Source organism: Leuconostoc sp. S50 (genome assembly GCF_016624925.1).
GTDB lineage: Bacteria > Bacillota > Bacilli > Lactobacillales > Lactobacillaceae > Leuconostoc > Leuconostoc pseudomesenteroides.
Genome location: NZ_JACVUE010000003.1, coordinates 37,554 through 64,097, shown reverse-complemented (window position 1 = coordinate 64,097; position 26,544 = coordinate 37,554). Strand labels below are relative to the sequence as shown.

At 39.9% G+C, this 26,544-nt stretch carries 27 protein-coding genes and 1 tRNA gene; 27 read left to right on the top strand and 1 reads right to left on the bottom strand.

The window, feature by feature from the left end:
* Window positions 1-20: 20 nt before the first annotated feature.
* The 6 genes from IAE53_RS04195 to IAE53_RS04170 all read left to right on the top strand — a co-directional run bounded on the left by IAE53_RS04195 (window position 21) and on the right by IAE53_RS04170 (window position 4,923).
* Complete coding sequence (locus IAE53_RS04195) at window positions 21-965, top strand: helix-turn-helix domain-containing protein (RefSeq protein ID WP_148423376.1); 945 nt, start codon at window positions 21-23, stop codon at window positions 963-965.
* Window positions 966-973: 8 nt separating this feature from the next.
* On the top strand, window positions 974-1,924 hold the full coding sequence (locus IAE53_RS04190) for an Rgg/GadR/MutR family transcriptional regulator (RefSeq protein ID WP_148423377.1): 951 nt from the start codon (window positions 974-976) through the stop codon (window positions 1,922-1,924).
* Between the two features lie 20 nt (window positions 1,925-1,944).
* Entirely contained in the window at window positions 1,945-3,501 is a 1,557-nt protein-coding gene (locus IAE53_RS04185) for an ABC-F family ATP-binding cassette domain-containing protein (protein ID WP_148423378.1), read from the top strand.
* Window positions 3,502-4,248 (top strand): biotin--[acetyl-CoA-carboxylase] ligase, encoded by a 747-nt coding sequence (locus IAE53_RS04180; RefSeq protein WP_188353350.1) that lies wholly within the window; start codon window positions 3,502-3,504, stop codon window positions 4,246-4,248. It abuts the gene before it with no gap.
* On the top strand, window positions 4,245-4,781 hold the full coding sequence (locus IAE53_RS04175; protein ID WP_148423380.1) for a biotin transporter BioY: 537 nt from the start codon (window positions 4,245-4,247) through the stop codon (window positions 4,779-4,781). Before IAE53_RS04180 ends, IAE53_RS04175 begins: the two co-directional genes overlap by 4 nt.
* 54 nt (window positions 4,782-4,835) lie before the next feature.
* Window positions 4,836-4,923: transfer RNA gene (locus IAE53_RS04170), tRNA-Ser, on the top strand.
* A gap of 323 nt (window positions 4,924-5,246) precedes the next feature.
* Here IAE53_RS04170 and IAE53_RS04165 read toward each other — a convergent pair.
* Entirely contained in the window at window positions 5,247-5,570 is a 324-nt protein-coding gene (locus tag IAE53_RS04165; protein WP_148423381.1) for a hypothetical protein, read from the bottom strand.
* A gap of 371 nt (window positions 5,571-5,941) precedes the next feature.
* Here IAE53_RS04165 and IAE53_RS04160 point away from each other — a divergent pair, with 371 nt between their 5' ends.
* The 21 genes from IAE53_RS04160 to atpA all read left to right on the top strand — a co-directional run bounded on the left by IAE53_RS04160 (window position 5,942) and on the right by atpA (window position 26,542).
* Window positions 5,942-6,109, top strand: coding sequence for a hypothetical protein (locus tag IAE53_RS04160; RefSeq protein WP_200136065.1), 168 nt, complete (start codon window positions 5,942-5,944; stop codon window positions 6,107-6,109).
* Window positions 6,110-6,188: 79 nt separating this feature from the next.
* Window positions 6,189-6,374: a hypothetical protein gene (locus IAE53_RS04155; RefSeq protein ID WP_148423382.1), complete on the top strand. Its 186-nt coding sequence runs from the start codon at window positions 6,189-6,191 to the stop codon at window positions 6,372-6,374.
* A 28-nt stretch (window positions 6,375-6,402) separates the two neighbouring features.
* Window positions 6,403-6,597: a hypothetical protein gene (locus tag IAE53_RS04150; protein WP_200554188.1), complete on the top strand. Its 195-nt coding sequence runs from the start codon at window positions 6,403-6,405 to the stop codon at window positions 6,595-6,597.
* Window positions 6,598-6,623: 26 nt separating this feature from the next.
* Entirely contained in the window at window positions 6,624-6,977 is a 354-nt protein-coding gene (locus tag IAE53_RS04145) for a hypothetical protein (RefSeq protein ID WP_200136064.1), read from the top strand.
* A 361-nt stretch (window positions 6,978-7,338) separates the two neighbouring features.
* Window positions 7,339-8,106, top strand: a complete 768-nt coding sequence (locus IAE53_RS04140; protein ID WP_148423384.1) for a helix-turn-helix transcriptional regulator — start codon at window positions 7,339-7,341, stop codon at window positions 8,104-8,106.
* Window positions 8,107-8,249: 143 nt separating this feature from the next.
* The gene (locus IAE53_RS04135) at window positions 8,250-8,552 is read left to right on the top strand and encodes a hypothetical protein (protein WP_148423385.1); all 303 of its coding nucleotides are present in this window, start codon (window positions 8,250-8,252) and stop codon (window positions 8,550-8,552) included.
* Between the two features lie 412 nt (window positions 8,553-8,964).
* A complete protein-coding gene (locus IAE53_RS04130; protein ID WP_010295859.1) occupies window positions 8,965-9,399 on the top strand; it encodes a hypothetical protein in 435 nt (144 codons plus the stop codon).
* 129 nt (window positions 9,400-9,528) lie between these two features.
* Window positions 9,529-11,766 (top strand): BspA family leucine-rich repeat surface protein, encoded by a 2,238-nt coding sequence (locus IAE53_RS04125; RefSeq protein WP_200136063.1) that lies wholly within the window; start codon window positions 9,529-9,531, stop codon window positions 11,764-11,766.
* Between the two features lie 105 nt (window positions 11,767-11,871).
* Complete coding sequence (helD, locus tag IAE53_RS04120) at window positions 11,872-14,238, top strand: RNA polymerase recycling motor HelD (protein WP_200136062.1); 2,367 nt, start codon at window positions 11,872-11,874, stop codon at window positions 14,236-14,238.
* Complete coding sequence (locus IAE53_RS04115; RefSeq protein ID WP_148423389.1) at window positions 14,235-14,927, top strand: type I pantothenate kinase; 693 nt, start codon at window positions 14,235-14,237, stop codon at window positions 14,925-14,927. The genes helD and IAE53_RS04115 overlap by 4 nt, the downstream gene beginning before the upstream one ends.
* 118 nt (window positions 14,928-15,045) lie before the next feature.
* Window positions 15,046-16,557, top strand: coding sequence for an MDR family MFS transporter (locus IAE53_RS04110; RefSeq protein WP_148423390.1), 1,512 nt, complete (start codon window positions 15,046-15,048; stop codon window positions 16,555-16,557).
* Window positions 16,557-17,234: a DUF4811 domain-containing protein gene (locus IAE53_RS04105; protein WP_148423391.1), complete on the top strand. Its 678-nt coding sequence runs from the start codon at window positions 16,557-16,559 to the stop codon at window positions 17,232-17,234. The genes IAE53_RS04110 and IAE53_RS04105 overlap by 1 nt, the downstream gene beginning before the upstream one ends.
* 275 nt (window positions 17,235-17,509) lie before the next feature.
* Window positions 17,510-17,710, top strand: a complete 201-nt coding sequence (locus tag IAE53_RS04100) for a cold-shock protein (RefSeq protein WP_004912309.1) — start codon at window positions 17,510-17,512, stop codon at window positions 17,708-17,710.
* Window positions 17,711-17,818: 108 nt separating this feature from the next.
* Entirely contained in the window at window positions 17,819-18,532 is a 714-nt protein-coding gene (gene gpmA, locus IAE53_RS04095) for a 2,3-diphosphoglycerate-dependent phosphoglycerate mutase (protein ID WP_004912306.1), read from the top strand.
* Between the two features lie 242 nt (window positions 18,533-18,774).
* Window positions 18,775-20,772: an N-acetylglucosamine-specific PTS transporter subunit IIBC gene (gene nagE / locus IAE53_RS04090; RefSeq protein WP_148423392.1), complete on the top strand. Its 1,998-nt coding sequence runs from the start codon at window positions 18,775-18,777 to the stop codon at window positions 20,770-20,772.
* Window positions 20,773-21,225: 453 nt separating this feature from the next.
* A complete protein-coding gene (locus IAE53_RS04085) occupies window positions 21,226-22,500 on the top strand; it encodes a uracil-xanthine permease family protein (protein WP_148423393.1) in 1,275 nt (424 codons plus the stop codon).
* Window positions 22,501-22,804: 304 nt separating this feature from the next.
* Window positions 22,805-23,530 carry a F0F1 ATP synthase subunit A gene (gene atpB, locus IAE53_RS04080; protein ID WP_010291627.1) on the top strand — a complete coding sequence of 242 codons (726 nt, stop codon included), beginning with the start codon at window positions 22,805-22,807 and terminating at the stop codon, window positions 23,528-23,530.
* A 170-nt stretch (window positions 23,531-23,700) separates the two neighbouring features.
* Complete coding sequence (atpE, locus tag IAE53_RS04075) at window positions 23,701-23,928, top strand: F0F1 ATP synthase subunit C (protein WP_004902064.1); 228 nt, start codon at window positions 23,701-23,703, stop codon at window positions 23,926-23,928.
* Window positions 23,929-23,954: 26 nt separating this feature from the next.
* Entirely contained in the window at window positions 23,955-24,458 is a 504-nt protein-coding gene (atpF, locus tag IAE53_RS04070; protein WP_004911733.1) for a F0F1 ATP synthase subunit B, read from the top strand.
* A gap of 11 nt (window positions 24,459-24,469) precedes the next feature.
* Window positions 24,470-25,012, top strand: coding sequence for an ATP synthase F1 subunit delta (gene atpH / locus IAE53_RS04065; RefSeq protein WP_148423394.1), 543 nt, complete (start codon window positions 24,470-24,472; stop codon window positions 25,010-25,012).
* Between the two features lie 12 nt (window positions 25,013-25,024).
* Window positions 25,025-26,542 (top strand): F0F1 ATP synthase subunit alpha, encoded by a 1,518-nt coding sequence (atpA, locus tag IAE53_RS04060; protein ID WP_139967632.1) that lies wholly within the window; start codon window positions 25,025-25,027, stop codon window positions 26,540-26,542.
* Window positions 26,543-26,544 lie beyond the last annotated feature (2 nt).

Genomic DNA, 26,544 nt, shown 5'->3' with positions numbered 1-26,544 from the left:
TAAAAATAAGCAGGTATCAAATGACAAATTATGGCGAAGTTTTGCATGAATTGCGTGTTGGCAAACAGATGACATTAGCAAAAACAGCGGGGGATATTGTATCTGCCTCCTTTTTGGCTCGTTTTGAAAAAGGTGACACCAACATATCGTTAGAACACTTCACAAGGATATTGCAGCGGTTAAATGTCAGCCCCTTAGAATTTTTTGCGCTAGCCAACAATTTTTCTGCGCAAGTGTTTGATGATTTATTTACACAAATAACCGAACAGGCAACAATTGATTTAACGCGTAACAGCGCAGTTGTGGCTCAATATGTGTCATTATTAGCTAAGAAATTAACGCATACGACACAGCGATTGCCGGTGTTGTTGGCGCTAGATTTCTTTCAAACATTACTTGATGTGCAACACTTAGCACAACATGCTAATATGACAAATGTTTCTCAACGTTTGTTACAAGGTGGTCGCCGAGCAAAAAATTATTTATTGTCAGTTGATACATGGGGTGAATTTGAGATGAAAATATTGACCCGATTTGCCTCAATGATCAGCGCCTCAGAGCTACGACCATTAGTTCAGTTGGCGGTACAAAAAATTGCCATGTATCAGCAGCAAGCTGTATATGAAGATTATATGTTTCGTTTGTTAAATTCAGTTTTCTTTGCGACTGTGTACACTGATACGCAATTATCAGCTGAAATCCTGACACTTATGTCCAGAGAAATGACAGCTCGAAATAATGCTGATAATCATTTGAAATACCGGTTAGCTGAGGCGTTACAAGCGCTTGCTGAAGGTCAAATTGCAAAAGGTCGAGCAGATTTTGAACAATTGACAACTGTAAGCCAACAAATTGGTTTGACATTTGATACATTCTTTGGCTTCTCAGCACAGGACTGGTTAGCTTTTGAAGATCAAGTGAAGCACGGGCAACAACATACACGCATTCTGCGTTTTGAATTGTGAGGTAAACTATGATTGATTATGGCGCGACATTTAAACGCTTGCGAGAAGATAAGGGCTTGAAAATTGTTGACCTCGAGCAACCCAATATTTCACGATCATTGATTGGTAAATTTGAAAGCGGTCAAACACGGATGTCGGCTGATCGTTTAGACAAATTATTAGCCGACATGGGTGTTAGCCATGATGAATTCTTATTTCTTGGTGGTGATCGTAGTGATAATTATATTTATACAAAACTACATGAAATGGGCGTGCAAACCGGTGAACCAAAAGAAATGCAACAACTTGAGGCGATGATTACACGAGCAACTAATGATTTAAAACATGGTCGTGGTGGGATTGGCGCTCGTTTTATGCGTGAATTTGGTTTGATGCTGAAGTACGGCATAGACAAAGAAACGAATGAGCAGTTCTATAATCGTGTTGAAGTAAAAAAGCATGTCAAACCAGCTGTTGATTTTCTCAAGCAAGCTGAAACTTGGGGGCGAATTGAACTAGACATTTTTACTTTATTTTATCCGGGGATGTCACCAACAGACTTGTTAACACTAGGACGTTTAGCCATTAAACGGGCACATTTTTATTCACAATTGCGAACAGAACAGATGCGTTTAGTTGATATTATTTATACTGCTTTTAATGGTTTGATTTATGCAGATATTGCGGGTGCAGCTGAAATGTTAGCCTTAGAAGAGTCAGTAATGAATGGCATGGACGAGTTCATGACTGATTTAACGACGCAACGGTTAAGATTGATTTTTAGCAAAGGGTTGTTGAAAATGCTTCAGGGGGATGTTGAAGGTGGCTACACACAAGCAATGTCTGTTGTACCAGCATACGAAATTGCTGGCATGAATAAGATGTCAAAGTTCGTTAAAGAGAGAGCCAAATTAACGCGCAAGGAAATATTGGCTGATAATCCAGGCAATATACCACACACATACTCAATGTTGATTTAAAATGTGATAAACTTATAGTTATGGCATTATTAGAAGTAAACGGCCTAACCATGGCCTACGCAGAAAAAACTTTATATGAAGACGCAGAGTTTGAGCTTCAAAGCGGCGAACACATGGGAATTGTTGGACAAAATGGTGCCGGCAAATCAACACTCATTAAGATTGTCACTGGGCAAGAACTCCCATTATCAGGCAAAATTGATTGGCAAAAAGGCTTGAAAATCGGTTATTTGGACCAGTATGCAGAAATTCCAGAGGGTATGACGCTGGTTGATTTTTTGCATACCGCTTATCAAGACCTTTATGACAAACAAGATCGTATCACGGCACTTTACAATGAGTATGCCGAAACGTTGTCTGATAAATTGCTCGAACGCGCTGGTCGCATGCAAGAAGAACTTGATGCGGCAGGCTTTTATGAGGTCGACACGCAAATTGAGCGTGTGATTTCTGGTTTGGGATTAGAGGCTATTGGACGTGAGCGTGAGTTGGAAGCTATGTCTGGTGGACAGCGCGCCAAGGTCATTTTGGCCAAGCTCTTGTTGGAAAATGACGACGTGATTATTTTGGATGAGCCAACCAACTATTTGGATGTGGCACACATTGAATGGCTGGAAGACTTTTTGCAAACCTTTGAAGGTTCAGCAATGATTATTTCCCATGACTTTGATTTCTTAGACAAAGTCACTAACGCAATCATTGATGTTTCATTTGGTAAAATCACTAAATTCCGTGGTTCATTTAAAAAGGCTATGCGTCAAAAAGACGAACGCGCCGAACAACAATTGCGTCAGTACGAAAAGCAACAAACAGAAATTGAAAAAGCACAAAAGTTCATTGCCAAAAACAAGGCACGTGCTTCAACTTCGAAGCAAGCAAAGTCTCGTGAAAAAATGTTGGCGCGCATGGATCGTGTTGATCCACCTTCTGACACATTACAAGCTAAATTTAATTTTCCCTATGTTAATTCACAGTCAGCTAACGCGTTGACAGTTAGTGATTTGTCTGTGGGCTATGTGACACCAGTACTAGAGCCCGTGACCTTTTCAATTACCACTGGGCAAAAAGTTGTCTTTAAAGGTTTTAACGGCGCTGGTAAATCAACTTTGATTAAATCAATTTTGGGTGTCATACCTGCATTAGCCGGTCAATCTGAATTTTCCCCGTCAGCGGTTGTTAACTATTTTGACCAAGATTTGGCTTGGGATAATGATAGCAAGACACCGTTGCAGGAAATGCAAGATCGTTTTCCAACATTGGAACCAAAAGCCTTGCGTACGCGCTTAGCTGCAGCAGGCATCAATGCCGAAAATGCCCAAAAACCATTGCAACAACTTTCAGGTGGTGAACAAACCAAAGTTAAGTTGGCAATCATGGAAATGAAACCAAGTAATTTCTTGATTTTAGATGAGCCAACTAACCATTTGGATGAAGGTACTAAGAATGCTTTGCGCGCAGCGATTGACAAGTTTCAAGGCAATGTCATTATTGTGTCTCACGAGACCAGCTTTACACAAGGACTTGGGGACAAGGAATTGAACGTTGCAGCATTAAGTTATAAAAAGGAATCAGATTAAATGAATTTACTTACTCAAACAGGTATGCATGACGATATTACTGTGATTGATGTGGTTGATTCAACAATGACAATAGGTCGTGATATGCTCAAACAGGGCGTGTCACGACCTTTTGGCATTGTGAGCAATCAGCAGCGCGCTGGTTATGGTAAAAAGGGACGCTTTTTCTTTTCACCGCGAGGCGCAGGCGTTTATCAAACTTATGTTTTTGATATTGCGGGCGAATTTGACGCTGGTCTCTTAACAACAGGGGTGGCGGTTTCTGTGGCAGAAGTTCTTTTTGAAATGACTGGGATTCAAGTGTCATTGAAGTGGGTCAATGATTTTTACCTACATGATCGTAAAATGGGTGGTGTCTTAGTTGAAGGTATTTTAAATTCGGGTAAAATAACACAGGTGATTATCGGTATCGGTTTAAATATTTTACCGACGGCGGTGCCATCTGATTTGGAAGATATTGTAACAACACTCGGTGTGGACGTGGATCGCAATGCGTTAGTTGCCGCGATTTTTGAAAGAATTGTTCAAAATATATCTGGATATCAAGCTGGTCAACATCTTGATTATTACCGTCAGCATTCATATTTAAAGGATAAGATGGTCACTTTACTGACAAATAACCAAGAAATTTCTGGACAAGTTCTTGACATTGGTACACGGGGTGAATTATTATTGAAACATGATGAAAACTTAACACCATTCATCAGTGGTGATGTAACGAAGGTGTTCATTAAGGGGAAGAAATGAAAAATAATACACAACGAATTGCGATTACAGCGGTTTTGACCGCACTTTTACTGATTATTGGACCACTATCAATTAATGTTGGACCAGTGCCAATGACACTACAAACTTTAATTGTTGCATTAGTAGCTTCAGTAGCGTCAACGCGGGTTAGTTTAACAGCAATTGGACTTTATATTGTACTTGGCGCACTTGGTTTGCCAGTCTTTGCAGGATATTCTAGTGGTTTTGCCGTCTTGATTGGACCAACGGCCGGCTATTTGTGGTCATTCTTGCTTTATGCACCAATCATTGGGTTGACAATTAAGCACACCTCAAACATTTTGGCATTGATTGTTGCCAACGTTGTAGCAGTGGTCGTTAATTTGGCGATTGGTACAATTTGGTTATCTATCAGTACGCACATGAGTGCAACAGCAGCAATTGCAGCTGGTGTGACACCGTTCGTATTATCAGGATTGATCAAAATACTTGTTGTGGTATTAGCTACAGTGTTGATCCGTCAGGCTACTCAAAAAATGCGTTTGACGGTATAAGTGTTAACAGGTATTGCTATCATCGGGAAATTCTGGTATAGTATTATCTGTTATGGAGAAGTACTCAAGCGGCTGAAGAGGCGCCCTTGCTAAGGGTGTAGACGTGTTAAAGCGTGCGAGGGTTCGAATCCCTTCTTCTCCACTAACCATTGAATGGCGTTGTATCAAGTTGTAAAAACCTTGATATGACGCTTTTTTCATGCAGTAAATTGATTGAAATTTTAACAGTGACTGTTAATAAAACTAAGTATATGGATTACAATCGTTGCAAAATTGACAGTGCTCATTAAACGCAGTATCTCGGGTAACAATATTTCATGAGCACAGTAACATGTTGATATGACGTGTGGTACTTATCCAAATTAACATCTCAAAAAAACATGACTGGAAGGTAATTCAAGTCATGTTTTTTTTGTCCTACGGTTAATTTTAAAAATTGTCTACCGGCATAATTAAAGTATTCGTTTAGTTGTGGTGTTGATGTGAACTGTGGGCTTGAATATTATTTTTAATTTGCAAAGCCCAAATTACAGTGCGCCATCCTAAAAAATAAGACACCCCACCAAATAAAGTTTCTATACCAACACACACGCACCAAAACTGAGTTAGAGGGTGATTAAATAAGCTGGGTACAAATATGATGAACATGTAAAGTGCAATGACAAAAGCACAAACCGTAACAGCCCAGACGACTAGCGCGAGCCAGAATCTAAATCCAAATGGTTTGTCATCATCAACATCAAATAACGTGTCTGAGAATACCAAAATCATGCCAAATAATTCTTCCATGGTAATTGTCCTTCAAGTTTTTCTTATTGTACCATAAACCATTGCTATCATAATGACGAAGTGGTCGGATATGATATTGATTTTTCTCATTTTATGCGCACATAAAAATATCCATTTATTCACATTAAAGTCACAAAAGTTCACTGAAATAACATTATTGGCAATAAATATGATTTATTAGGGGGTGATTAATGAAAAATGAATGGTTGAGTGAAAATATTTACGCAAATAGACAATGGCAATAAAACAGCATATTAAGAGGGGAACTATGATGTGGCAAAAAATAAAATTCTACTATTCAGAACTACTGATTTATCGTGATTTAGCTTGGTTATTTTGTGGTGCTGCACTGGCTACCAAAAGGAGTTGATATGTGGGCGAACTTTAAAAAATTGTCTAAAAAAGTTAATTATCGAGATGGCGCGTGGTTTTTCTTTGGCTTTGCAATGGCCTCTTTTAGAATTGATGCAGCAGACGGCTATACATATCTATTTTTTTCAGCAATATGTGGATTAATATCTTTGAAAGACAGAAAATAGAGAAAAATAAAAGACTGTAAGAATACAATAGTCGGATAAGTGTTAATGGCAATAAAACGGCATACTAAGGAGCACGCTGATGTGGGATAAAATAAAAATGTTGTCACCTGGTACGAGCTATCGTGAAATGTCAGCTTTTTTTCTAGGAGTCGCCGTTTCTGGTGTTTTTGTTGATATGCAGTGGGCGATTACGATGCTTTTGGGATCAGTAATATACGCCGTGCTGGCTAATTCTAAAGAAGCTAAGCAACGCAACGAAAAGTGAGTTTTGCTAAAATACAAACGAAACTAATATGTGGCAGAAATTTATGAACTGGCGAGAAACAGTAACTTTACGTGATAGTGCATGGTGTATGTTTGGAATGGCAGTACCTGAGTTTTTAATAGATATACAAATGGCCTGCATGTTATTGATTTTTTCACTAGTATTGGCCTTCAGAGCAAGGTCCGCTGATAGGAAAAAACAGCAAGGTGCAAAAAAGTATTGACTACCGCACCGATAGAGAGGGTATACATGAAAAAATTAGTTATCATATTAGGCATAATCACAATTTTGTTGATACCAATAACACACAAAGCGTGTGGTGCCGTGGCAGGTAATGCACTACCAAAACCGCATGCTGTTGGTAAAGGAAATATGTACTATTTATCTTTCGATGAAAGTGTTCGGTACGTTAAAAACTTTGATAATCATAGCGGCGGTGCTAACTGGTTTGGCATAAATTTGGGACAACTTCTAAATAATTTAAGTGGTGCTAAGACGTTAAAGTATCGTGCTCAAATGGCTGTTGCGAATGGTTTTGGTGTGTGTTGGCGATTGGGTTCATGTGCTAAAGGCGATAAATATTGGTATTGTAATGATTGTTGACCCAATCCACAGGCAGCGTACCATAAACCATCAATTCGTTTTCCAAAAAGTGGCGTTTCAGTTGTATGGGACAGCACAGTGCCACATTATAGTGAACTTGGCAATATTGCAACAGCCTTTTATGGTGGGTGGTCATGCGATTATGCAGGCACCAATTATGCTGCTAAGTGGGCTGGCATTGGAAAAGGGCATAAGTAAGCATTTAAACGCAATTATCCAAAATATCAAGTGAGCCTTACTTGATATTTTTTTGTGCCCAAATCCCCAAATAACGCCATGCTAGTGACGCTTGCTTTACAAGAGCAAGCATGAATTGCTAGTATTGTTCTTAGTGATTCGGTTACATTAGGAGATGAAAGCTATGAGTTTTGAACAAGATATTAAACAACTAAGACTACAAAAAAAGATGACACAACAGGAACTGGCAGAGGAAGTTCATGTCAGCCGGCAAACTGTGTCAACTTGGGAAACAGGTAAAAATTATCCTAGTTTGGATGTCTTGAGGCGTTTGAGTGATTTGTTTGACGTATCTTTCGAAAAAATAATGTTCGGAGAAGAAATCGACATGACAGACAAACAGAAAAGCATTGCTGAAGCAATTGATCAAGATGTGTCATTGAAGCATCGCTATAAGCGGCTCACAATGATACTGGGGTCCATTTTTGTATTATTGGTATTATGGTTAGGCATGCTGTTGGTTGGTTACCAAAAAGGCATTGATACAATTGACCGCATGAATCCATTTTTGCAATATAAAGTAGCCTATACAAAAATGCCTAGCGATAAAGTCACTAATCCCAATAATAAGTCAAACCGTGGTTATTGGACAAAATGGTTTTCAGATAATGACATGGGGACGGAGTGGACGAAGCTAACGCTAACAACGGGACTCAATCCCGGCGTGAAAGATCCGTACGTAATGGCTTATCACAAAGGCAGCTACGTTAAAATTGCCAGAATTGTACCGGGATCATCAGTTAGCACCGTCATGAAAAGCAATGTTTCAGCCATCACAAGATTGATGTATTCAAAAGATCACGACAATTTGAGTATGAATTTCCAATCAGTTAAGGATTTAAAAAATAAAAAGCACTTTAATAAAGTCATTCAAGAGCTGGTTGTGCAGTAGGCGCAACAAAAGAATCATGATTGGGGATGATTCTTTTGCTTTTATTGAAAAAAGATTAAAAAATTCGGAGAAATTATCTGCCACATTGTACTATAATGAGAGTTATATACTAGGTTGATTGAAGCGATTGGGAGGTCGAAATCATGAACGATAATCAGATGAACTATGGCATTGCTGAAAAGCATAGTTTTAAAGATACCCTCCGAAATATTGGTAATATTGCTGCTGTGGGTACACATCGTTATTATTTTTATGTGACACACGAGGGCGATACGAGCCAAAATAAAATTTCTAAGAACGACTTGTTGCAACTCTTGGTAGGTAATAAACAGTTACAAGATCTGATTTTGGCTAATGAACTGAATATTGACAAAGGCGGTGAATTCACAATGGGTATTATGAATTCCAGCATCGCTCAAAACATTATTAGCTATCTTAATCGTTGACAGGTCGTTTGGCGAACGCGAAAAGAACAGATGACTTAATTGTCAATTATATCCACCACCAATAATGTGTGAGGAAGAATATAATGGCAAAGACTAACAGTGCAAATCCAATAAATTGACAAACATATTTTGCGACAGGATGGTGAATGTTAAAACCAATCGCTAAAGAAAATACCCCGACAACGACACAACATATTATGGTAACAAGCATGGTAGTATACATTAACTTCTCCTTTCGTGGGACTAATCAATTTAATAGTAGCAGACATCTATTTATAATCAAAGTAATACGTCTTGCTTTATTTGAAAAATACCATAATCTTCTTATCATCCAGACACCGTGAAAATTGATAAAATGTTTGATATTATATAGTAAGAAATAACAAAAAATTCATTAATTGGGGAGAATCAAATGTTTCATATTCAGCCAACGCCTATTTCTTGGGTGCTGTGGGCGGCTATGTTTGCCGTACCTGTTGTCATTATTTTGCTAGGCGTCTATGCCTATTTCTTTGGTGGTAAGAAGCGTTTAGGCAACACGATTGGTGTCATCGGTATCATCGCAGCACTGGTTGTATTCGGACTAGCAGCGTCGTCAAAATATTATAATTATATCCACTCATCAAGTTACATTAAGTCAAAAAAGACTTACCAGTTGGAATATAACAACAATCAAAAACGTGAAATTGTCATCAAAGACTATCAAGGTAAGGTCATTTATCAATATACTGGCTCATTTAGCTTTGATCGGAGCGGACATGGTGTTAATCTGGTTGATAATAAGACAGGTAAGAAAACGTCAATCTACATTGGAGACAATGCCACTGTGATTGTGACAGATAAATAAAATTAGCGGAGACGACATCATGTCGTTTCCGCTTTTTAGGTTAACGTTCACAATTTGTTCACTAAAAATTCGTCTGGTCTTCCACCCCCCTAGTAGAATGAGGGTCTAGGCTACTAATGGAGAAAAATCATGCGTTTGAACAAACAATTCTACTTACCAATATTAATTACCTTATTAACCGTCACAGGTCCAGTACAGGCCGTGACAGCTGCCGAAGTGATGACAGCTGATGACGTCAAAACGGATAAAAAGCTACGTCTACCAAATGACGGTCGCTCTGACTTGCAAGAATTGATTCAGCGCGTCGCTACTGGTGATACGGGTGACGGTCAGCCAACAGAGCCGGAACCTGATGAACCCGAGACACCTGAAGTAGCCGAACCGGAACAGCCAGCAGAAGCTGACCCACAAGTTGAACAGCCAACGGTGGCGAAAGCGGATAGCAAACCAGCGTCATCTGCAAAGGCACCACGAGGAATAACGACAAACGCAAACGGCACTAGTACTTGGACATTTGATTCGGATACTGGTTTGTTGGTTTTTGGGGCGGGGCAATTAGCACAGAGAATTGATCAGAATTTGGAAGCCGCTGGACTAGTTGCCACACAAGTCAAGAAAATTCAATTTGAAAGCAACGTGATAGCACCAGTATCAGTGACTTATTTATTCGCTAATTTAGGACAACTCAGTGAGTTTATTGATTTGCAAAATTTTGATACGAGTAATGTAACCTCGATGTCTTATTGGTTTTACAACAGTAAAGGACTGACTAATCCTGATTTGAGTGCGTTGAATACCAGTAATGTGACGAATATGTCTTCTATGTTTTATGGAAGCGGCGTTACTAATTTAGACTTGCGTGGTTGGAATGTTGATAAGGTAACAAATTTCAGTTATATGTTTTATAATGATACAGCACTATCCACTTTGAATTTGTCGAATTGGGGTGGCAACCGTACAGCAACATCTGTTAATATGAACTTTATGTTTGGTTATACACGTACTACTACTTTAAACCTGACAAATTTTAAAACCACTAACGTAACAAATATGTCTTATATGTTTTTTGGCACTGGCTTAACTGAATTAGATTTGAGTGATTGGGATGTGACTAAGGTAACAAATTTCAATTATATGTTAAGTACTTGTAGCAGCTTGACAACATTAAATCTCTCTGGTTGGGGCGTCAATCGTACAGCAACCAATGTTAGCATGTCTCATATGATTTCTAATGCAAGCGTGTTAACTAATGCTGGTTTAAATCTGACAAATTTTAAAACCACTAACGTCACAGATATATCTTACATATTCCAAAGGACAAAATTAACTGAGCTGGACTTGAGTAGTTGGGACGTTGCTAAGGTGACAAATTTCGAGTATATGTTTAATAGTGCTACTGAGTTGGAGACGTTAAATCTCTCTGGTTGGGGCGAATATCGCACAGCAACTGATGTTACCATGCGAGGTATGTTTTATGGAATGAGCGCCCTCACTAGTTTAAACCTGACTAATTTTACGACTAACAATGTCACGAATATGTCGTACATGTTTCGGCTCAATGGCTTAACCAGCCTTGATCTCAGTGGGTGGGACGTCACAAAAGTAACAACTTTCGCTAGCATGTTTCAAGAAACGGCACTGAAAACATTGAATTTATCAGGGTGGAATACTCAGAGTGCTGCTTTGGTTGATAATATGTTTACCTCCAATACTAATCTCTGGAAGATTACGCTAGGTCAAAATATCAAGTTCCCCGGTAATCCTACTTTCACGTCAGCACCATCTATCGGTACAACAACTACAGATAATGGACAAAACTACAAAACCACAAGCGCGTCTTGGCAGATTGTTGGCAATGGAACGGACCATCACCCAAACGGAGACATGGTTACCACAACGGAAATGTACGCTGATCGATCGGAACCAGTTACCTATGTGTGGGCACAATCGCCCACTTTTGATGGCGTTGCTAACCTTACCTTTGGCACACTGGGGGCTGGGAATTTCCGTAACGGCAACAAACCATTGGCAACTAATATGACAACTGGCTCAGTTAATCTCATCAACTTGGAAAGCGGCGTACCATACAAAGTGTCTGTGACGCAAACAAGTGATTGGACGACATCTGGTCAATCAGCAATGATTTCAAAGAATGATTTGAGTATTCAATATGGTGACAATAGTTTAACCAATAGCGTTGACTTCTGGTCGGGTAATTCGACAACCAGTCAAAAGAGTATTTTGTTTAATCACAATGCCACTAACGCATTTAGCATTTGGTTAAATCCTAACGCGGTGATTGATACCATATTATTAGGCAAACAGTTACAATCAGAACTAACTTGGACTTTAAGTGAAACACCATAACCTCAAAAACGTTTAAATGTTAAGCATTTAAACGTTTTTGCTTTTCATTTATTCAATCTAAGCGTATAATTATATCATTGAAATTTAAGAGAGTGGGACGCGTTTTTGGACGAAAAAATTAAGCAAGTTGAAGAGCAATATTTGAAGACAACACTATCAGCCATGAACCAATCTTTGGCTGATACCGAGCTAGAAATTAAGCGGACAAACAAGAACATCTCTGACGTTTCCAAAAGTTGGGGAGATGTGCGTCTCAAAACCGATACCTATTCCGGTATTGTTGAAACAGCCATGTCTGTCCGCCAGCAACAACAAATGTTGGCTGAACGTGAAAATTCTAAGTCACGGGCAGAGCGTCGCTATGAAGTGTTGAATAAGCAGATTCATAATCCGTATTTTGCACGTATTGATTTTAGTGAATCTGTGTCAGAAAGCGGTGAACCAGAAACCATCTATATTGGTTTGGGGTCATTTAGTGATGACGACAATCGCTATTTTGTCTATGATTGGCGTGCACCGGTAGCCTCTATTTATTATGATGGTGGCATTGGACCAGTTGAATATTTGACACCGGATGGCACTCAAAAAGCTAATGTCACGCTGAAACGTCAATTTCAAATTGAAGATGGCGTGATTGTGACGTTATTTGACACGGAAGAGGCAATTGGGGACGCTATGTTGATGAATGCCTTGAGTGGCGAATCATCAACCAAGATGAAGTCAATTGTGACAACCATTCAAAAAGAGCAAAATAAGATTATACGTAATACTTCGGCGAATCTTTTATTTGTTCAAGGTGCAGCTGGTTCCGGTAAGACGGCGGCAGTTTTGCAACGTGTGGCTTACTTGCTTTATCGCTACCGTGGTAAATTAACCAGCGGGCAAGTGGTGCTATTTAGTCCTAACCAACTATTTAATGATTATATTGATCAAGTTTTGCCTGAATTAGGTGAACAGAATATGATTCAAATGACATTTTACCAATACGCCTCACGACGTTTACCCAAAATGTCTGTAGAAACGTTGCAAGAACGCTTTGAATTGGATCATGTGAATAATCGACTGGCATTGGCCAAAGGTAGTGTTGACATGTTTAACGCAGTCACCAATTATGCCAACTCTTTGACACGTCAGGGGATGAAGTTCCGCAGCATTATGTTTAGAGGCGAGCCATTTATTGCCAAAGAACGCATGGCAGAAATTTATTATCAGTACAACGAAAATTACAAGTTAAGTCAACGTTTGGATGCAACTCGCGACACACTTATGCGTATGCTAAGCAGCCGCATTGGCACAGAAATGCGTAAAGATTGGGTAGATTTAGAAATTGAAAATCTATCTAAGGAAGAATATGATGAGCTTGTTGGCGCTGGCCGTGTTCGTATGGGCGATAATGAAGAAAATGATGCTGCTGCGGTGACACGTCGTACACAATTAGGTGCCGGGGAACAAGAACGAGAATTTTCCAGTGAAAAAGCTGAGCGAAAGTTCTTGGCCAAGCAAATTACGACACGGGCTTTGAAGCCTTTGGCAAGACAAGTGAGACGTGCAAGTTTCCTTAATATCAATGCGCAATTTATTGATTTCTTACATGAATTACCAAGATTCTTTGACTTAGCGGCTTATCAACTATCAGAAGAAGAGTGGCAGACGCATGTTGAACACGTTGTGGCTAATCTCAAGAATCATCAAATGTCCCTTGCTGACACAACGTTATATTTGTATTTATATGATTTAATGACTGGTAAGCATGGCGAACGTGATATTCGCTTCCTATTCATTGATGAAGTGCAAGATTATACACCGTTCCAATTAGCTTTCTTAAAGTTTAGCTTCCCATTGGCAAAGTTCACGGTGCTTGGCGACCTTAACCAAGCCATCTTCACCAAGGATAATGCGGCTAATTTGCAGGAAGATCTGGCTAGCTTGTTTGACTCAGAACGGGTAGACACGGTTAAGCTCACGCAAACTTACCGTTCGACGCAACAAATTACTGATTTCACTAAAGACATTTTATTGGGTGGGCAAGATATTGAAGCGTTTAATCGTAATGGCGAGAAGCCAATTGTAAAAATTGCTGACGATGAAAGCGAATTGCTGAATAAGCTACGTCAACAGTTACTACAAAATGCCAAAGACCAAGATTCGACAGCTATTATTACCAAAACACTCGCTGATGCGAAATTATTGGCGCAACAATTGGCGGATAAAAGTGTGACACTGATTCAATCAGAAAATCAACGTTTGGCGCTGGGAACCATTATAGTGCCGTCGTACTTGGCTAAGGGACTTGAATTTGACGCAGTCGTCATTTGGCACGCGGATTGGACACGATATGCGGCAGAAGACGAACGCCGTCTGTTGTATACAGTTGCCTCACGCGCGATGCATCGTTTGACATTGTTGGCTGAAAAGTCAGTGACACCGTTGTTGGACCATGTCAGTGCTACACGTTATGAGGTTGAAAAATGAACGAGTTAGTCAATGAAATTTTGAAACGCTATCAGCCACCTTTCATGGTAATTGGTGTTACCGGTTCAGTTTCAGTTGGCAAAAGTACATTTGCTAATAATTTGGCATCCTTATTTCATCAGGAAAATTTGATGGCTAGTGTGATTAGTACAGATGATTTTATGATGTCTAATGACACATTATTGGCTGCTGGCATTTTTGAACAAAAAGGGTTCCCACAGACATACGATTTGAACCGTATGGCAACAGTGATTAGAGATTTCAAGGCTGGTCGTGAGCGAATCGAGATACCCCTTTATACGCAAGAACTGGCTGATATTCACCCCACCCAATTGCAAACAATTACGCGACCCAACATTTTAATTGTTGAAGGTGTAACAGCCTTGCGATTACCAGAGGATGTGTTAGACTTCAAAATTTTTGTTACCGCAGATTTGGTTGATATTAAGTCATGGTATTTGTCAAGAACGCTACAAGAAACAGCCTTAGCCAAGAATGATCCGTCTAGCTGGCGCTATCAATACGCCAAAATGCCGTTAGACGAGTTGAGTGATCTGGTCATGAAAGTGTGGGATACAACGAATCAAACTAATTTGGATCACTATATTTTACCTACGAAATCATTAGCAGATGTGATTGTTACGCTAAATGGGCAACATGATGTGCAAAAAATCACATATAATAAATGATAATTAATTGTCAACTTAGTTGACAATTTTTTATTTAAGCGTAAAATACATTTTTGAAGCTAATGAAGAACTAAAGTGTTTTCTGTAAATGACAGAAAACAAATGAAAGGATTTTGATATGTCTGATAAAATAGTAGACACAAAGGGGAAACCAGTCAACCGCGTCGCCATGATGATTGTGTTGCTGGTCGGTGTGTTCTCTGTAATGCTGATGCAAACAGCTTTGGGGACAGCGTTACCTGCATTGATGAAGGCGTTTGATGTTAATGCCTCAACAGTACAATGGTTGACAACCATTTTCTTAATGGCTAACGGGATTATGGTTCCAGTTTCAGCTTTCTTAACAACACGAATTCAAACAAAAACGTTGTATTTATCAGCGCTTGGTTTGTTTACGGCTGGTACTTTACTAGCGTTCGTGACACCAACTAGTGCTTTCTGGATGCTAATGGTGGCCCGCGTTTTGCAGGCTATGGCTGTTGGTGTGTTGATGCCATTAATGCAAGTGATTTCACTGAATTTGTTTGATGCTGAATCACGTGGTAAAGCGATGGGACTTGGTGGTTTGGTTGTGGGAATGGCACCTGCCATTGGACCAACGCTGTCAGGTTGGATTTTGGAAAAAGACCACACAATTTTGGGATTCACACTTGAAAATTCATGGCGCTCAATCTTTGGCGTTGTTCTACCAGTTGTTATTTTGGTGATGATCGCTTCATTCTTCTATTTCCGCAATGTTTTACCAACAAAGAAAGTAACACTGAATGTACGTTCTTTGATTGAATCAACATTTGGATTTGGTTTGATTTTGTTTGGCTTTGCGATGGTTTCTAATCATGGTTGGGGTGACTTTAATTGGGTTATTTTGCCATTGATTGTCGGATTATTGATCACAATTGAGTTTATGTGGCATCAATCTCGTATGGAAAAGCCATTCTTGGATATGTCTGTCTTCAAGTCTAGACAATTTACCATTACGACAATATTAGTGTCCCTAGCAATGATGGCTATGATTGGTGTTGAAATGGTTTTGCCAATTTATATGCAAAATATTCGCGGATTAACACCTTTGGACTCAGGATTAACATTACTTCCAGGTGCATTGATGATGGGAATTATGTCACCAATTGCTGGTGCTTTCTACGATAAACATGGCGCAAAGCGCTTAGCCGTTACGGGATTTTCTATTTTGTTAATTGGTACGGTACCACTATTTTATATGACAGCTGATACGTCACAACACTTCATCACTGCGCTATATACATTGCGTATGTTTGGTATTGCGATGACGATGATGCCGTTGACAGCTTCTGCTATGGGTGCTTTGTCACCCGAAACTGCTGCTCAAGGAACAGCTGCCAACAACACGATGCGTCAAATTGCTTCTTCATTGGGAACGGCAATTTTGGCATCAGTCATGCAGTCTGTTACTGATAACAATAAGCCAGCTGCTTCACTTAAAGGTCAAGATCCATTGTCCTATGCTAATAAGTTAATAGATGCAACATTGAACGGCTTCCATGCTTCATTCTTGTTGGCCGCAGGATTTGCTCTTGTTGCATTGTTAATTACATTCTTACTACACAGTGGCAAAATTAACACACCAGCACACAAGGAGGACGCAGCCTAATGATTATTTTGTTGATAGCGTTATTTGCTATTTTGGCCTTTGTGGCAAATATGATGATTACTAATCGTGGCGTACGTATTGTAACGACAGTGATTATGTTTGTAGGCTTGATTTTAAGTGTTGCTGGCGTTGCGGCTAATATGAACGCACACTACGGTATGAAGGAAGTTACCACTACGACCAAAAAACAAATCTATACAGCTGGCACAGCTTCACAAGGATTTGGTCTATTGCTTTATCAAAGTGTTGGTACAAATGGCGCTGAAAATGTCTATGTTTACCGTGCGACAGAAAGTGCTAAAAAGACTACAGTGGCAAAGCCAAGCTTGAAAACTAGTTCTCGTATGTCCAACATTTCCGGTAATAAAGCTTATAAAATTACGAAAACAACGCGTTATGTCTATAAAAATGCCACAATGCGATTGATGTTTGGTATTGGTGGTAATAATCACCAACTGAAAAATAAGCATGTTATTTATCAAGTGCCAAGTACTTGGGTTGCTTTGACGACGACTCAAGCTAAGTCATTGCAATCGAAAATGACGCCAAAAACGGATGCTGAAAAGCAAGCACTAGCCCAACAGCAAGCGCAGTTAGCTACCTTGGCAAAAACAGATCCAGACAAAGCAGCACAGTTACAAGTTGCAGCAGTCAAAAAAGCGTTAAATATTAAATAATATATCATCGACGTTTTCGCCTTAAACAGGTTGAAAACGTTTTTTTGATACCATTGAAGTTGCTTTTAATCGGTGAAAAAAATAATCCAATAATTGGGAGTGAAAAAGAATTACAGTTATTAGTGTATTACTTGCTAATTTCTGTGAATGTGTTACACTAATGGGGTAATAAAAGTTTTTGATTTTGATTTGTTTTTTTCGGAAGGCGCTCAGTACCAATTATTTTAGATTACGCACAATATTACTTGGTGAGCACACCAAAGGAGAAACATATCATGGAAAAAGGCACAGTAAAGTGGTTTAACGGCGAAAAGGGTTACGGATTCATCACACGCGAAAACGGCGAAGATGTATTTGCACACTTCTCAGCAATCCAAGGCGACGGCTTCAAGACTCTTGACGAAGGTCAAGCAGTTACTTTTGAAGTTGAAAGTGGTGACCGCGGTTTGCAAGCTGTTAACATCGTTAAGGGCTAATAACCAATTAGAAGGAACTCGCTTCGGCGAGTTTTTTTGTGTCGTGATTTCGTGGTATAATGATATCGTTACGATTAACACAAACATAAACTAAGGAGTTTAGAACAAATGGCTAAATTAGTACTAATCCGTCATGGTCAAAGTGAATGGAACGCATTGAACTTATTCAATGGTTGGATTGACACAAAGTTGTCAGACAAGGGTGTTGAACAAGCAAAGGAAGCTGGCGAATTGTTGGCTGCTGAAGGCATCCAATTTGATCAGGCTTATACATCAGTTTTGACACGTGCGATTACAACGTTGCACTATGCTTTGGAAGAGGCTGGTCAATTGTTTATTCCTGAAGAGAAGTCATGGCGCCTTAACGAACGTCACTATGGCGCTTTGCAAGGCCAAAATAAGGCTGAAGCTGCTGAAAAGTGGGGCGACGAACAAGTTCATATTTGGCGTCGTTCATACGATGTTTTGCCACCATTGTTGGATTCATACGATGAAACAATGACAGTTCAAGGTAAGACATATCCTGCGTTTGATCGTCGTTACGCCGATGTACCTGAAGGTGAATTGCCATTAGGTGAAAATTTGAAGATTACTTTGGAACGTGTATTACCTTTCTGGGAATCAAACATTTCAAAGGACTTGAAAGCTGGCAAAAATGTTGTCATCGCCGCTCATGGTAATTCACTCCGTGCTTTGGCTAAGCATATCGAACATATTTCAGATGATGATATTTTGAATCTTGAAATTGCGAATGGACAACCACTAGTTTACGACTTGGATGACAATTTGGAAGTTGTATCAAAGACAACATTAACAAAATAAAACTAATTATCATTCTTAGGTATACCAAAATTGGTATACCTTTTTTATTGCTATTTTTTTGCTTTTTATAGTAGAAAGGCGTACATTGGTATATGTTGTGAAAATGATTTTGATGTGTTATGAAAGTTTACATGAAAAAACTCATTTGTCCTAAAAAGCGTTATTATCAGTAGTGTTATGTCATATAGGGAAAGGAATCACTGCATTTGTGCTTAATTTAGCACAAATTGGTGGGTGAAATTATGAAAGATTATTTTCAAAGAATAGGACGCTCATTGATGCTGCCAGTGGCAGTGTTACCAGCTGCTGCAATTTTGACAGGTATTGGTAATTGGTTACCAGCTACTTGGTTTGTAAGTGGCGTTTTGAAGCTTGCTGGTGGCTCGATACTTGATATCTTAGCACTTTTATTTGCAGTAGGCTTAGCTTTGGGAATGTCCAATAAAAAGGATGGAGCGGTTGCTTTGGCAGCAGTCGTTGGCTACGCGCTGACAGACTATGTACTGCGTCCAGAAAACATTGCGACGTTGTTTGGTCAAAAAATAACAGCGGTCAACGCCGCCTTTGGTACACCAACGCACAACAATGTCTTATTTGGTATTGTATCTGGTTTAGTCGCAGCAGCGCTTTTTGATAAATTTGGACAAACAAAATTGCCTCAAGCGCTGTCTTTTTTTAGTGGCAAGCGATTAGTACCGATTTTAACGGCCTTGGCGATGCTGATATTTAGTATTGTGATGATTGTGGTGTGGCCGTTTGTTTATGCGGCATTAGTTGCTTTTGCAACAACTATTTCTAATCTTGGTTGGATTGGGGCAGGATTGTATGGTTTCTTTAACCGATTACTGATTCCAACTGGCCTACATCATGCCCTGAATTCGGTTTTTTGGTTTAAAGTGGCGGGAATTAATGATATTGGTAATTTTTGGGATTCCCATGGTGTTTTGGGCATTACCGGTCGTTATCAGGCAGGATTTTTCCCAATTATGATGTTTGGTTTGCCCGCAGGGGCGTATGCCATTTATCGTAATGCGTTACCAGAGCAAAAGAAACGGATTGGTTCGTTAATGTTGGCAGCAGGTGTTGCCTCATTCTTTACAGGTGTAACAGAGCCTTTAGAGTTCTCATTCATGTTTGTTGCGTGGCCACTATATTTGATTCACGCAGCTTTAACTGGTTTGAGCTTGGCAGTTGCTGCTTTTTTCCATTGGACATCTGGCTTTGGGTTTTCAGCCGGGCTGGTCGACTATGTATTAGCGTTCAAAATGCCTTTGGCTAACAAGCCATATATGTTGTTACTACAAGGTATTTTATTCGCGATTTTGTATTATGTGATTTTTAATTATGCAATTCAAAAATTCAATTTGATGACACCGGGTCGTGATCCGAAAGAAAATGATTCGCCAGAAAGTGATGTCATGCTCAGTCCGTCAACAGAAGACAAGTATTTACGCACTGCACGTGTGATTTGGCAAGCTTTGGGCGGAGATAATGCAAAAGACAATTTAACTTATTTATATAACTGTACGACGCGTTTACGTTACAAAATGACGGATACGGCATTGGCTGATGTTAATGCTTTAAAACATGCACCGGGTGTTATGGGCGTTAATGTTTTAGATAAACATCAAATTCATATTGTGATTGGACCAGATGTGCAATTTGTGGCAGATAATATTCAAAACATTTATGATGGCAACTTGTCACCGACGCTGGCGAAACCATTACAATCAAGTGAACTGACACTCTCAGAAACGACAACACCGGTCAATCATACAGCAGTTGAGTCGCTTTTTGCGGTAGCTGATGGAACACTTTTACATTTAGAACATGTAAAAGATGATACATTTGCTAGCAAAGTGATGGGAGATGGTTTTGCTATTGAGCCTATTAATGGTAATGTTTTAGCGCCGATTGATGGTGAAATTACAATGATTGCACCAACACAACATGCTATCGGTATTAAAACAGAGCGTGGTACAGATGTGTTGGTTCACATGGGTATTGACACAGTCGCTATGAATGGCACACCATTTGATCTTAAAATTGTCGTCGGTGATCATGTTAAACATGGCGATAAGCTGGCAGATATGGACATTAAAGCAATTCATGAAGCTGACAAAATGGCAACGATTATGGTGATTTGCCTTGAATTACCGGAAACCGCCACCGTTAAAATTGATGAAGAATTGGATTTTGATGGTCATAGTGGGGACTATGTCGGTCAAATATTGTACTAAAATAAGGATAAAAAATAGTTGAAAGCGCTTACAAAGAGTGTTATACTGTAGTTAATCAAATAAGAGGAGGCCATGAATGTCGCAAAACAATTTGACAGAAATTGAAGCAGTTCAAGGCAACGCCTCGCAGACTAAGGTTGAGATTAATTAATTATTCAAATGCGAATAAACAAATGCTAATGATAAAGCGCAATCAACTGACGTCGCAAAAGTACACAAGTTATCCAAATGATATATATGTAGCAGACAAATTTTGTCTGACCACCCCAATAAAAGTGGGATGACGTTGTGTACTGGCAAGAAGCGAGGTGTTGCGTGACAGTGGATGTTTCAGCAACACTATGCGTTTGCCGCGCATATTTGACAAAATTATATAACAAAAAACCTGACATCATCGTGCATGAAGTCAGGTTTTTTGTATATAATAGACTCAATACGTTCAGGAGAGTAATTATGTCAGAAAATACCAATAGCAATGCTATCTATGATCTTCATGACAAACCACCATTTTTTGTGTGGCTTGGATTATCACTGCAGCACTTGTTTTCAATGTTTGGCGCAACAGTCTTAGTGCCGTTGCTAGTTGGGTTAAATCCCGGTGTGGCCTTGTTTACTTCGGGAGTCGGCACACTATTACACCTACTGATTACACGTGGTAAAGTACCAGCGTACATGGGCTCAAGCTTTGCCTTTATTATACCGATGGCTTCGCTTTTGAAAACAATTGGCTATCCAGCGGTCGCGCAAGGTATTATTTCCGTTGGTCTAGTCTACTTAATTGTTGCTCTTGTTGTGACATTTACAGGAACTGGTTGGATTGAATACATTTTTCCAGCAGAAGTTGTTGGTCCGATTATTATGGTTATTGGTCTGAGTTTGGCAGGATCGGCTGCTAGCTCTGCGACAATGCTGAACAATAAATATGATTGGCGCGTCTTTGTTGTTGCTTTGGTTACACTCCTTGCGACAATTGCGTTTAATATGTTCTTAAAAGGTTTCTTGGGACTACTTCCCGTGTTGTTAGGGATTATATTTGGTTATATTGTCGCGTTAATGGTTGGTTTAGTTGACCTAAGCCCAGTTGCTTCAGCGCACTGGTTCCAATTACCTAACTTTGAAACGTTCATTGGTAAGAATGGCTTTGTCTTTTATCCGGCAGCGGTGTTGAGCATGGCACCTTTGGCGTTGGTGACCTTATCAGAGCATTTAGGTCATTTGATGGTATTGTCTAAAATTACTGGGCATGATTTTTTCGCTAATCCAGGCTTGAAGCGGACACTAACTGGTGATGGTACGGCTTCAGTAGTTGCTGGATTAGTTGGTGGACCAGCGGTAACGTCTTACGGTGAAAATATAGGTGTGATGCAGTTGAGTCGTGTATACTCTGTATGGGTTATTGGTGGTGCGGCATTCTTCGCTGTTGTCTTTAGTTTCATTGGTAAATTATCTGCGTTAATTTCAACTATTCCTGGTGCAGTCACTGGGGGTGTTGGCTTCATGCTGTACGGCGTCATTGCGGCGGCGGGTTTGCAGGTCATTGTGGACAATAAGGTTGACTATAGCAAAAAGCGTAATTTGATGATTGCTGCACCGATTCTTGTGGTTGGTATTGGTAATTTCCATTTACAGTTAAGTTCGCAAGTCGACTTTTCAGGTGTCGCTATCGCTACCGTTTTGGGTATTGTGTTGAATCTGGTTTTGCCAAAAGTGGCTGCCAGTGAAAAATAATTTGAATAAACCTTGTTAGTAGGTGCTGCGTTAGCCTGTAAAGGCTGAAACGTAGCACTTTTTTGATTGAAATTGTGATGAAATAATCTTGTTGTCGATCGAAATTAACCGGTTAAAATTTTAATTTTTGGGCGTTGATAACTAAGTTGACAACCTTACAAAGTCAAGATAATAAAAAGTTTGTGAAAAAGGTTCGCTAAGTAGTTGAAATTCAAACTGAAAGGCGTATCATAGATTTATATTATGACGAATAGCCGAAATACTTACGACCACTTCGCCAAATATTTGAGAAAGGAGAAGGCGCATGGATGACCCAACGGCAACGTTTAAGTTTCTTGGTTTGACCTTTGATTGGACCACAATTATTTCAACGTTGCTGGCTATGGCAATTGTTGTCATTGTCTCAGTTGTATTGACCCGCAATCTTAGTGTAAAACCTAACAAGCGGCAAAATGTGATTGAATATTTGCTAGATTTCACGAACGGTATCGTTGGTGGACAACTATCAAAAAAACAAGCACGTCAATTTGGTTTGTTCGCATTTACATTGTTTTTCTTTGTAATTGTGTCAAACGAAATGGGCTTGCTGTTACAAATTAAGCTTGGTGATGGTGTGACTTATATTAAGTCACCAACGGCCAACCCAATTGTAACAATGACCTTGGCAATTATGTCGTTAATGGTAGCTCATGGTATGGGTGTGCAAGAACTTGGCTTTAAAGGCTATATCAAGAATATGTTCTTCACCCCGTATGCATGGATGTTACCGTTGAATATTATTGAACAATTAGCCAATTTCTTGACGTTGTCACTGCGTTTGTTCGGTAACATCTTCGCTGGTGAAATGTTGCTGACACTCGTAGCTAACAGTTTGGCATGGCCAGGACACTTTAATGGTCTTTGGTCAGTGTTGTCATTGCCAATCGAAATGGTTTGGCAAGGATTTTCACTCTTTATTGGTGCCATTCAGGCATACGTATTTGTTATTTTGACTGGCGTGTTTATTTCACAATTGTCAGGTAATGAATAGTGTTGTTGGAGCAAATGGGATTTGTGCCACAATCGCACTAAACTGAGGTGTTTGATGGGGTTATGACACGAGTTGGTTTGCCAAAAGAACGCGAGAGCGTATCATCTATATAGTATAAAGTGTGTGGTATGGGAAGACCCATGCGACACGGTACAATAAGGAGAAATCTAATGGATTTGCACAATCTTGGTGTAATCGCAGCAGGTCTTGCAGCTGCTGGAGCTGCCGTTGGTGGTGGTATTGGTAACGGTGTTTTGATCTCACAGTTCTTGGCAGGTATGAGCCGCCAACCTGAACTTGAAAGTCGTTTGTTGTCACGTATGTTCTTGGGTGTCGCGTTGGTCGAAGTTATGCCAATTTTGTCAATCGTCTTCGCCTTCATGTTGATGGGCAAGTAATCACATAATAGTAGCGGAGGAAAATCATGTTGGGATTAACAACATTAGCAGCACTTCCATTGGGAAATATGCTGTTTATTATCATTGCCTTCCTCTTGTTGATGCTCATTTTGAAGAAGGTGGCCTACGGACCATTGACAAAAATTCTTGACGAACGTGCAGATAAAATTTCTTCTGATATTGACGGGGCTGAGTCAGCGCGTCAAGAGGCAGAACAATTAGCATCACAACGTCAATCTGAGCTAGCTGAGACACGTCAAAATGCCACAAAAGTCGTGGCAGATGCCAAAGCAAGTGCTCAAAAGCAAAGTGATTCTTTGATTGCTGCTGCAACTGATCGCGCAGCGTCAATCAATCAACAAGCTCAGACGGATGCACAAAAGCTCAAGGAAGACGCAATTTCAGGTGCAAAAGACGATGTAGCAGCCCTTTCAGTGGCTATTGCATCAAAGTTAATGCAAAAGGAATTGTCGTTGAATGATCAACAAGCATTAATTGATGCTTACATTTCAGATTTAGAAACTAAATAAGGAGTATTGGGATGGCAAAAAATATTAAAGATATTGCTGACCAATACGCCAAAGCAATTTTTGAGCTAGCAAGTGAACAAGATCAGCTTGATGATGTCTTGCATGACTTAGAAACGATCCAAAAGTTAATCACTGAGAATCCAAGTTTTGTAACTGTTGTGACTGCTTCGGATTTAGCGATAACAGATCGTGATCAATTGTTGCAGACGCTCACAAAGGGCGCAGCTGAGTCAATTCAAAATTTGATTCAGCTGCTGGCGCGCAATGAGCGTTTAGACATTCTGTCAATGGTTATTGATCAATTTGTCAGTCATTATAATGAGGTCAAGGGCATCGTTGACGTCAAAGCAACAACGGCTGTTGCTCTGGATGACCAACGTTTAGATAAATTAGCTAACGTATTTGCAGCCAAGACTGGCGCAAAACAAGTTAATATTGAAAACGTCGTTGATAACAGCATTCTTGGTGGTGTTATCTTGCAATCACAATCAATTCTGATTGATGGTAGCTTACAAACAAAAATTGCCAAAATGAAGGCACAATTATTAGGTTAGTGAGGAAGAATAATGGCTATTCAAGCTGAAGAAATATCTGCTTTAATTAAGCAACAGCTCGAAAAGTTCGACACAACGCTAACTGTAGAAGAAGTGGGAACTGTTACCTATGTTGGTGATGGTGTGGCCCGTGCAACCGGCTTGGCTAACGCCTTGGCTGGTGAACTTGTCGAATTTGCTAATGGCACTTACGGCATGGCCCAAAACCTCGAATCAAACGAAGTCGGTATCATCATTCTTGGTGGTTTTGATGACATTCGTGAAGGTGACACAGTAAAGCGTACTGGCCGTATCATGGAAGTGCCAGTTGGCGAACAATTAATCGGACGCGTTGTAAATGCTTTGGGTCAACCAATTGATGGATTGGGTGATATCAAAACTGATAAGACACGCCCTGTTGAAGTAAAAGCACCCGGTGTTATGCAACGTAAATCAGTTTTTGAACCGTTGCAAACTGGAATTAAAGCAATCGATGCCCTTGTGCCTATTGGACGAGGACAACGTGAATTGATTATTGGTGACCGTAAGACTGGTAAAACGTCTTTGGCTATCGATACAATTTTGAACCAAAAAGATCAAAACATGATTGTTATCTATGTGGCTATTGGTCAAAAGGATTCAACTGTGCGTACACAAGTTGAAACTTTGCGCCAAATGGGTGCTATGGATTACACAATCGTTGTTAATGCTGGTCCTTCTGAACCAGCTCCTATGTTGTATTTGGCGCCTTATGTCGGTGCAGCAATGGGTGAAGAATTTATGTACAATGGCAAGCACGTGTTGATCGTGTACGATGATTTGTCAAAACAGGCTACGGCTTACCGTGAGCTGTCATTGATTCTTCGTCGTCCGCCCGGACGTGAAGCTTATCCAGGTGATGTTTTCTACTTGCATTCACGTTTGCTGGAACGTGCTGCTAAGTTGAGTGATGAATTGGGTGGTGGTTCAATGACTGCTTTGCCATTCATTGAGACACAAGCTGGTGATGTTTCAGCTTATATTCCAACCAACGTTATCTCAATTACCGATGGTCAAGTGTTCTTGGATGCTGATCAATTCTATGCTGGTGTTCGTCCTGCTATTGATGCCGGAACTTCTGTTTCTCGTGTTGGTGGTGACGCGCAAATTAAAGCTATGAAGAAGGTTGCTGGTACGTTGCGTTTGGATTTGGCTTCTTTCCGTGAATTGGAAAGTTTCGCCCAATTCGGATCTGATTTGGATTCAGCGACACAAGCAAAGTTGGCTCGTGGTCGTCGTACAGTTGAAGTGTTGAAGCAACCATTACACAAGCCAATGCCAGTACAGCATCAAGTTGTTGTTCTGTATGCTTTGACACATGGTTACTTGGATGATGTTGCTGTCGAAGATATTCAACGTTTCCAAGATGAATTAATTGCTTATGTTGACGCCAATGCGTCTGATTTGTTTAAGACAATTGTTGAAACCAAGAACTTACCTGAAGAGGCTGATTTGAATGCAGCAATTGAGGCCTTTAAGGCTGGATTTGCTGGATCTGAATCAGCAGAATAAAA

Excerpts from the sequence above, each read along its gene's own strand:
- IAE53_RS04195 (WP_148423376.1), top strand. The coding sequence starts at position 21 with ATGACAAATTATGGCGAAGTTTTGCATGAATTGCGTGTTGGCAAACAG.
- IAE53_RS04190 (WP_148423377.1), top strand. The coding sequence starts at position 974 with ATGATTGATTATGGCGCGACATTTAAACGCTTGCGAGAAGATAAGGGC.
- IAE53_RS04185 (WP_148423378.1), top strand. The coding sequence starts at position 1,945 with ATGGCATTATTAGAAGTAAACGGCCTAACCATGGCCTACGCAGAAAAA.
- IAE53_RS04180 (WP_188353350.1), top strand. The coding sequence starts at position 3,502 with ATGAATTTACTTACTCAAACAGGTATGCATGACGATATTACTGTGATT.
- IAE53_RS04175 (WP_148423380.1), top strand. The coding sequence starts at position 4,245 with ATGAAAAATAATACACAACGAATTGCGATTACAGCGGTTTTGACCGCA.
- IAE53_RS04165 (WP_148423381.1), bottom strand. The coding sequence starts at position 5,570 with ATGGAAGAATTATTTGGCATGATTTTGGTATTCTCAGACACGTTATTT.
- IAE53_RS04160 (WP_200136065.1), top strand. The coding sequence starts at position 5,942 with ATGTGGGCGAACTTTAAAAAATTGTCTAAAAAAGTTAATTATCGAGAT.
- IAE53_RS04155 (WP_148423382.1), top strand. The coding sequence starts at position 6,189 with ATGTGGGATAAAATAAAAATGTTGTCACCTGGTACGAGCTATCGTGAA.
- IAE53_RS04150 (WP_200554188.1), top strand. The coding sequence starts at position 6,403 with ATGTGGCAGAAATTTATGAACTGGCGAGAAACAGTAACTTTACGTGAT.
- IAE53_RS04145 (WP_200136064.1), top strand. The coding sequence starts at position 6,624 with ATGAAAAAATTAGTTATCATATTAGGCATAATCACAATTTTGTTGATA.
- IAE53_RS04140 (WP_148423384.1), top strand. The coding sequence starts at position 7,339 with ATGAGTTTTGAACAAGATATTAAACAACTAAGACTACAAAAAAAGATG.
- IAE53_RS04135 (WP_148423385.1), top strand. The coding sequence starts at position 8,250 with ATGAACGATAATCAGATGAACTATGGCATTGCTGAAAAGCATAGTTTT.
- IAE53_RS04130 (WP_010295859.1), top strand. The coding sequence starts at position 8,965 with ATGTTTCATATTCAGCCAACGCCTATTTCTTGGGTGCTGTGGGCGGCT.
- IAE53_RS04125 (WP_200136063.1), top strand. The coding sequence starts at position 9,529 with ATGCGTTTGAACAAACAATTCTACTTACCAATATTAATTACCTTATTA.
- IAE53_RS04115 (WP_148423389.1), top strand. The coding sequence starts at position 14,235 with ATGAACGAGTTAGTCAATGAAATTTTGAAACGCTATCAGCCACCTTTC.
- IAE53_RS04110 (WP_148423390.1), top strand. The coding sequence starts at position 15,046 with ATGTCTGATAAAATAGTAGACACAAAGGGGAAACCAGTCAACCGCGTC.
- IAE53_RS04105 (WP_148423391.1), top strand. The coding sequence starts at position 16,557 with ATGATTATTTTGTTGATAGCGTTATTTGCTATTTTGGCCTTTGTGGCA.
- IAE53_RS04100 (WP_004912309.1), top strand. The coding sequence starts at position 17,510 with ATGGAAAAAGGCACAGTAAAGTGGTTTAACGGCGAAAAGGGTTACGGA.
- gpmA (WP_004912306.1), top strand. The coding sequence starts at position 17,819 with ATGGCTAAATTAGTACTAATCCGTCATGGTCAAAGTGAATGGAACGCA.
- nagE (WP_148423392.1), top strand. The coding sequence starts at position 18,775 with ATGAAAGATTATTTTCAAAGAATAGGACGCTCATTGATGCTGCCAGTG.
- IAE53_RS04085 (WP_148423393.1), top strand. The coding sequence starts at position 21,226 with ATGTCAGAAAATACCAATAGCAATGCTATCTATGATCTTCATGACAAA.
- atpB (WP_010291627.1), top strand. The coding sequence starts at position 22,805 with ATGGATGACCCAACGGCAACGTTTAAGTTTCTTGGTTTGACCTTTGAT.
- atpE (WP_004902064.1), top strand. The coding sequence starts at position 23,701 with ATGGATTTGCACAATCTTGGTGTAATCGCAGCAGGTCTTGCAGCTGCT.
- atpF (WP_004911733.1), top strand. The coding sequence starts at position 23,955 with ATGTTGGGATTAACAACATTAGCAGCACTTCCATTGGGAAATATGCTG.
- atpH (WP_148423394.1), top strand. The coding sequence starts at position 24,470 with ATGGCAAAAAATATTAAAGATATTGCTGACCAATACGCCAAAGCAATT.
- atpA (WP_139967632.1), top strand. The coding sequence starts at position 25,025 with ATGGCTATTCAAGCTGAAGAAATATCTGCTTTAATTAAGCAACAGCTC.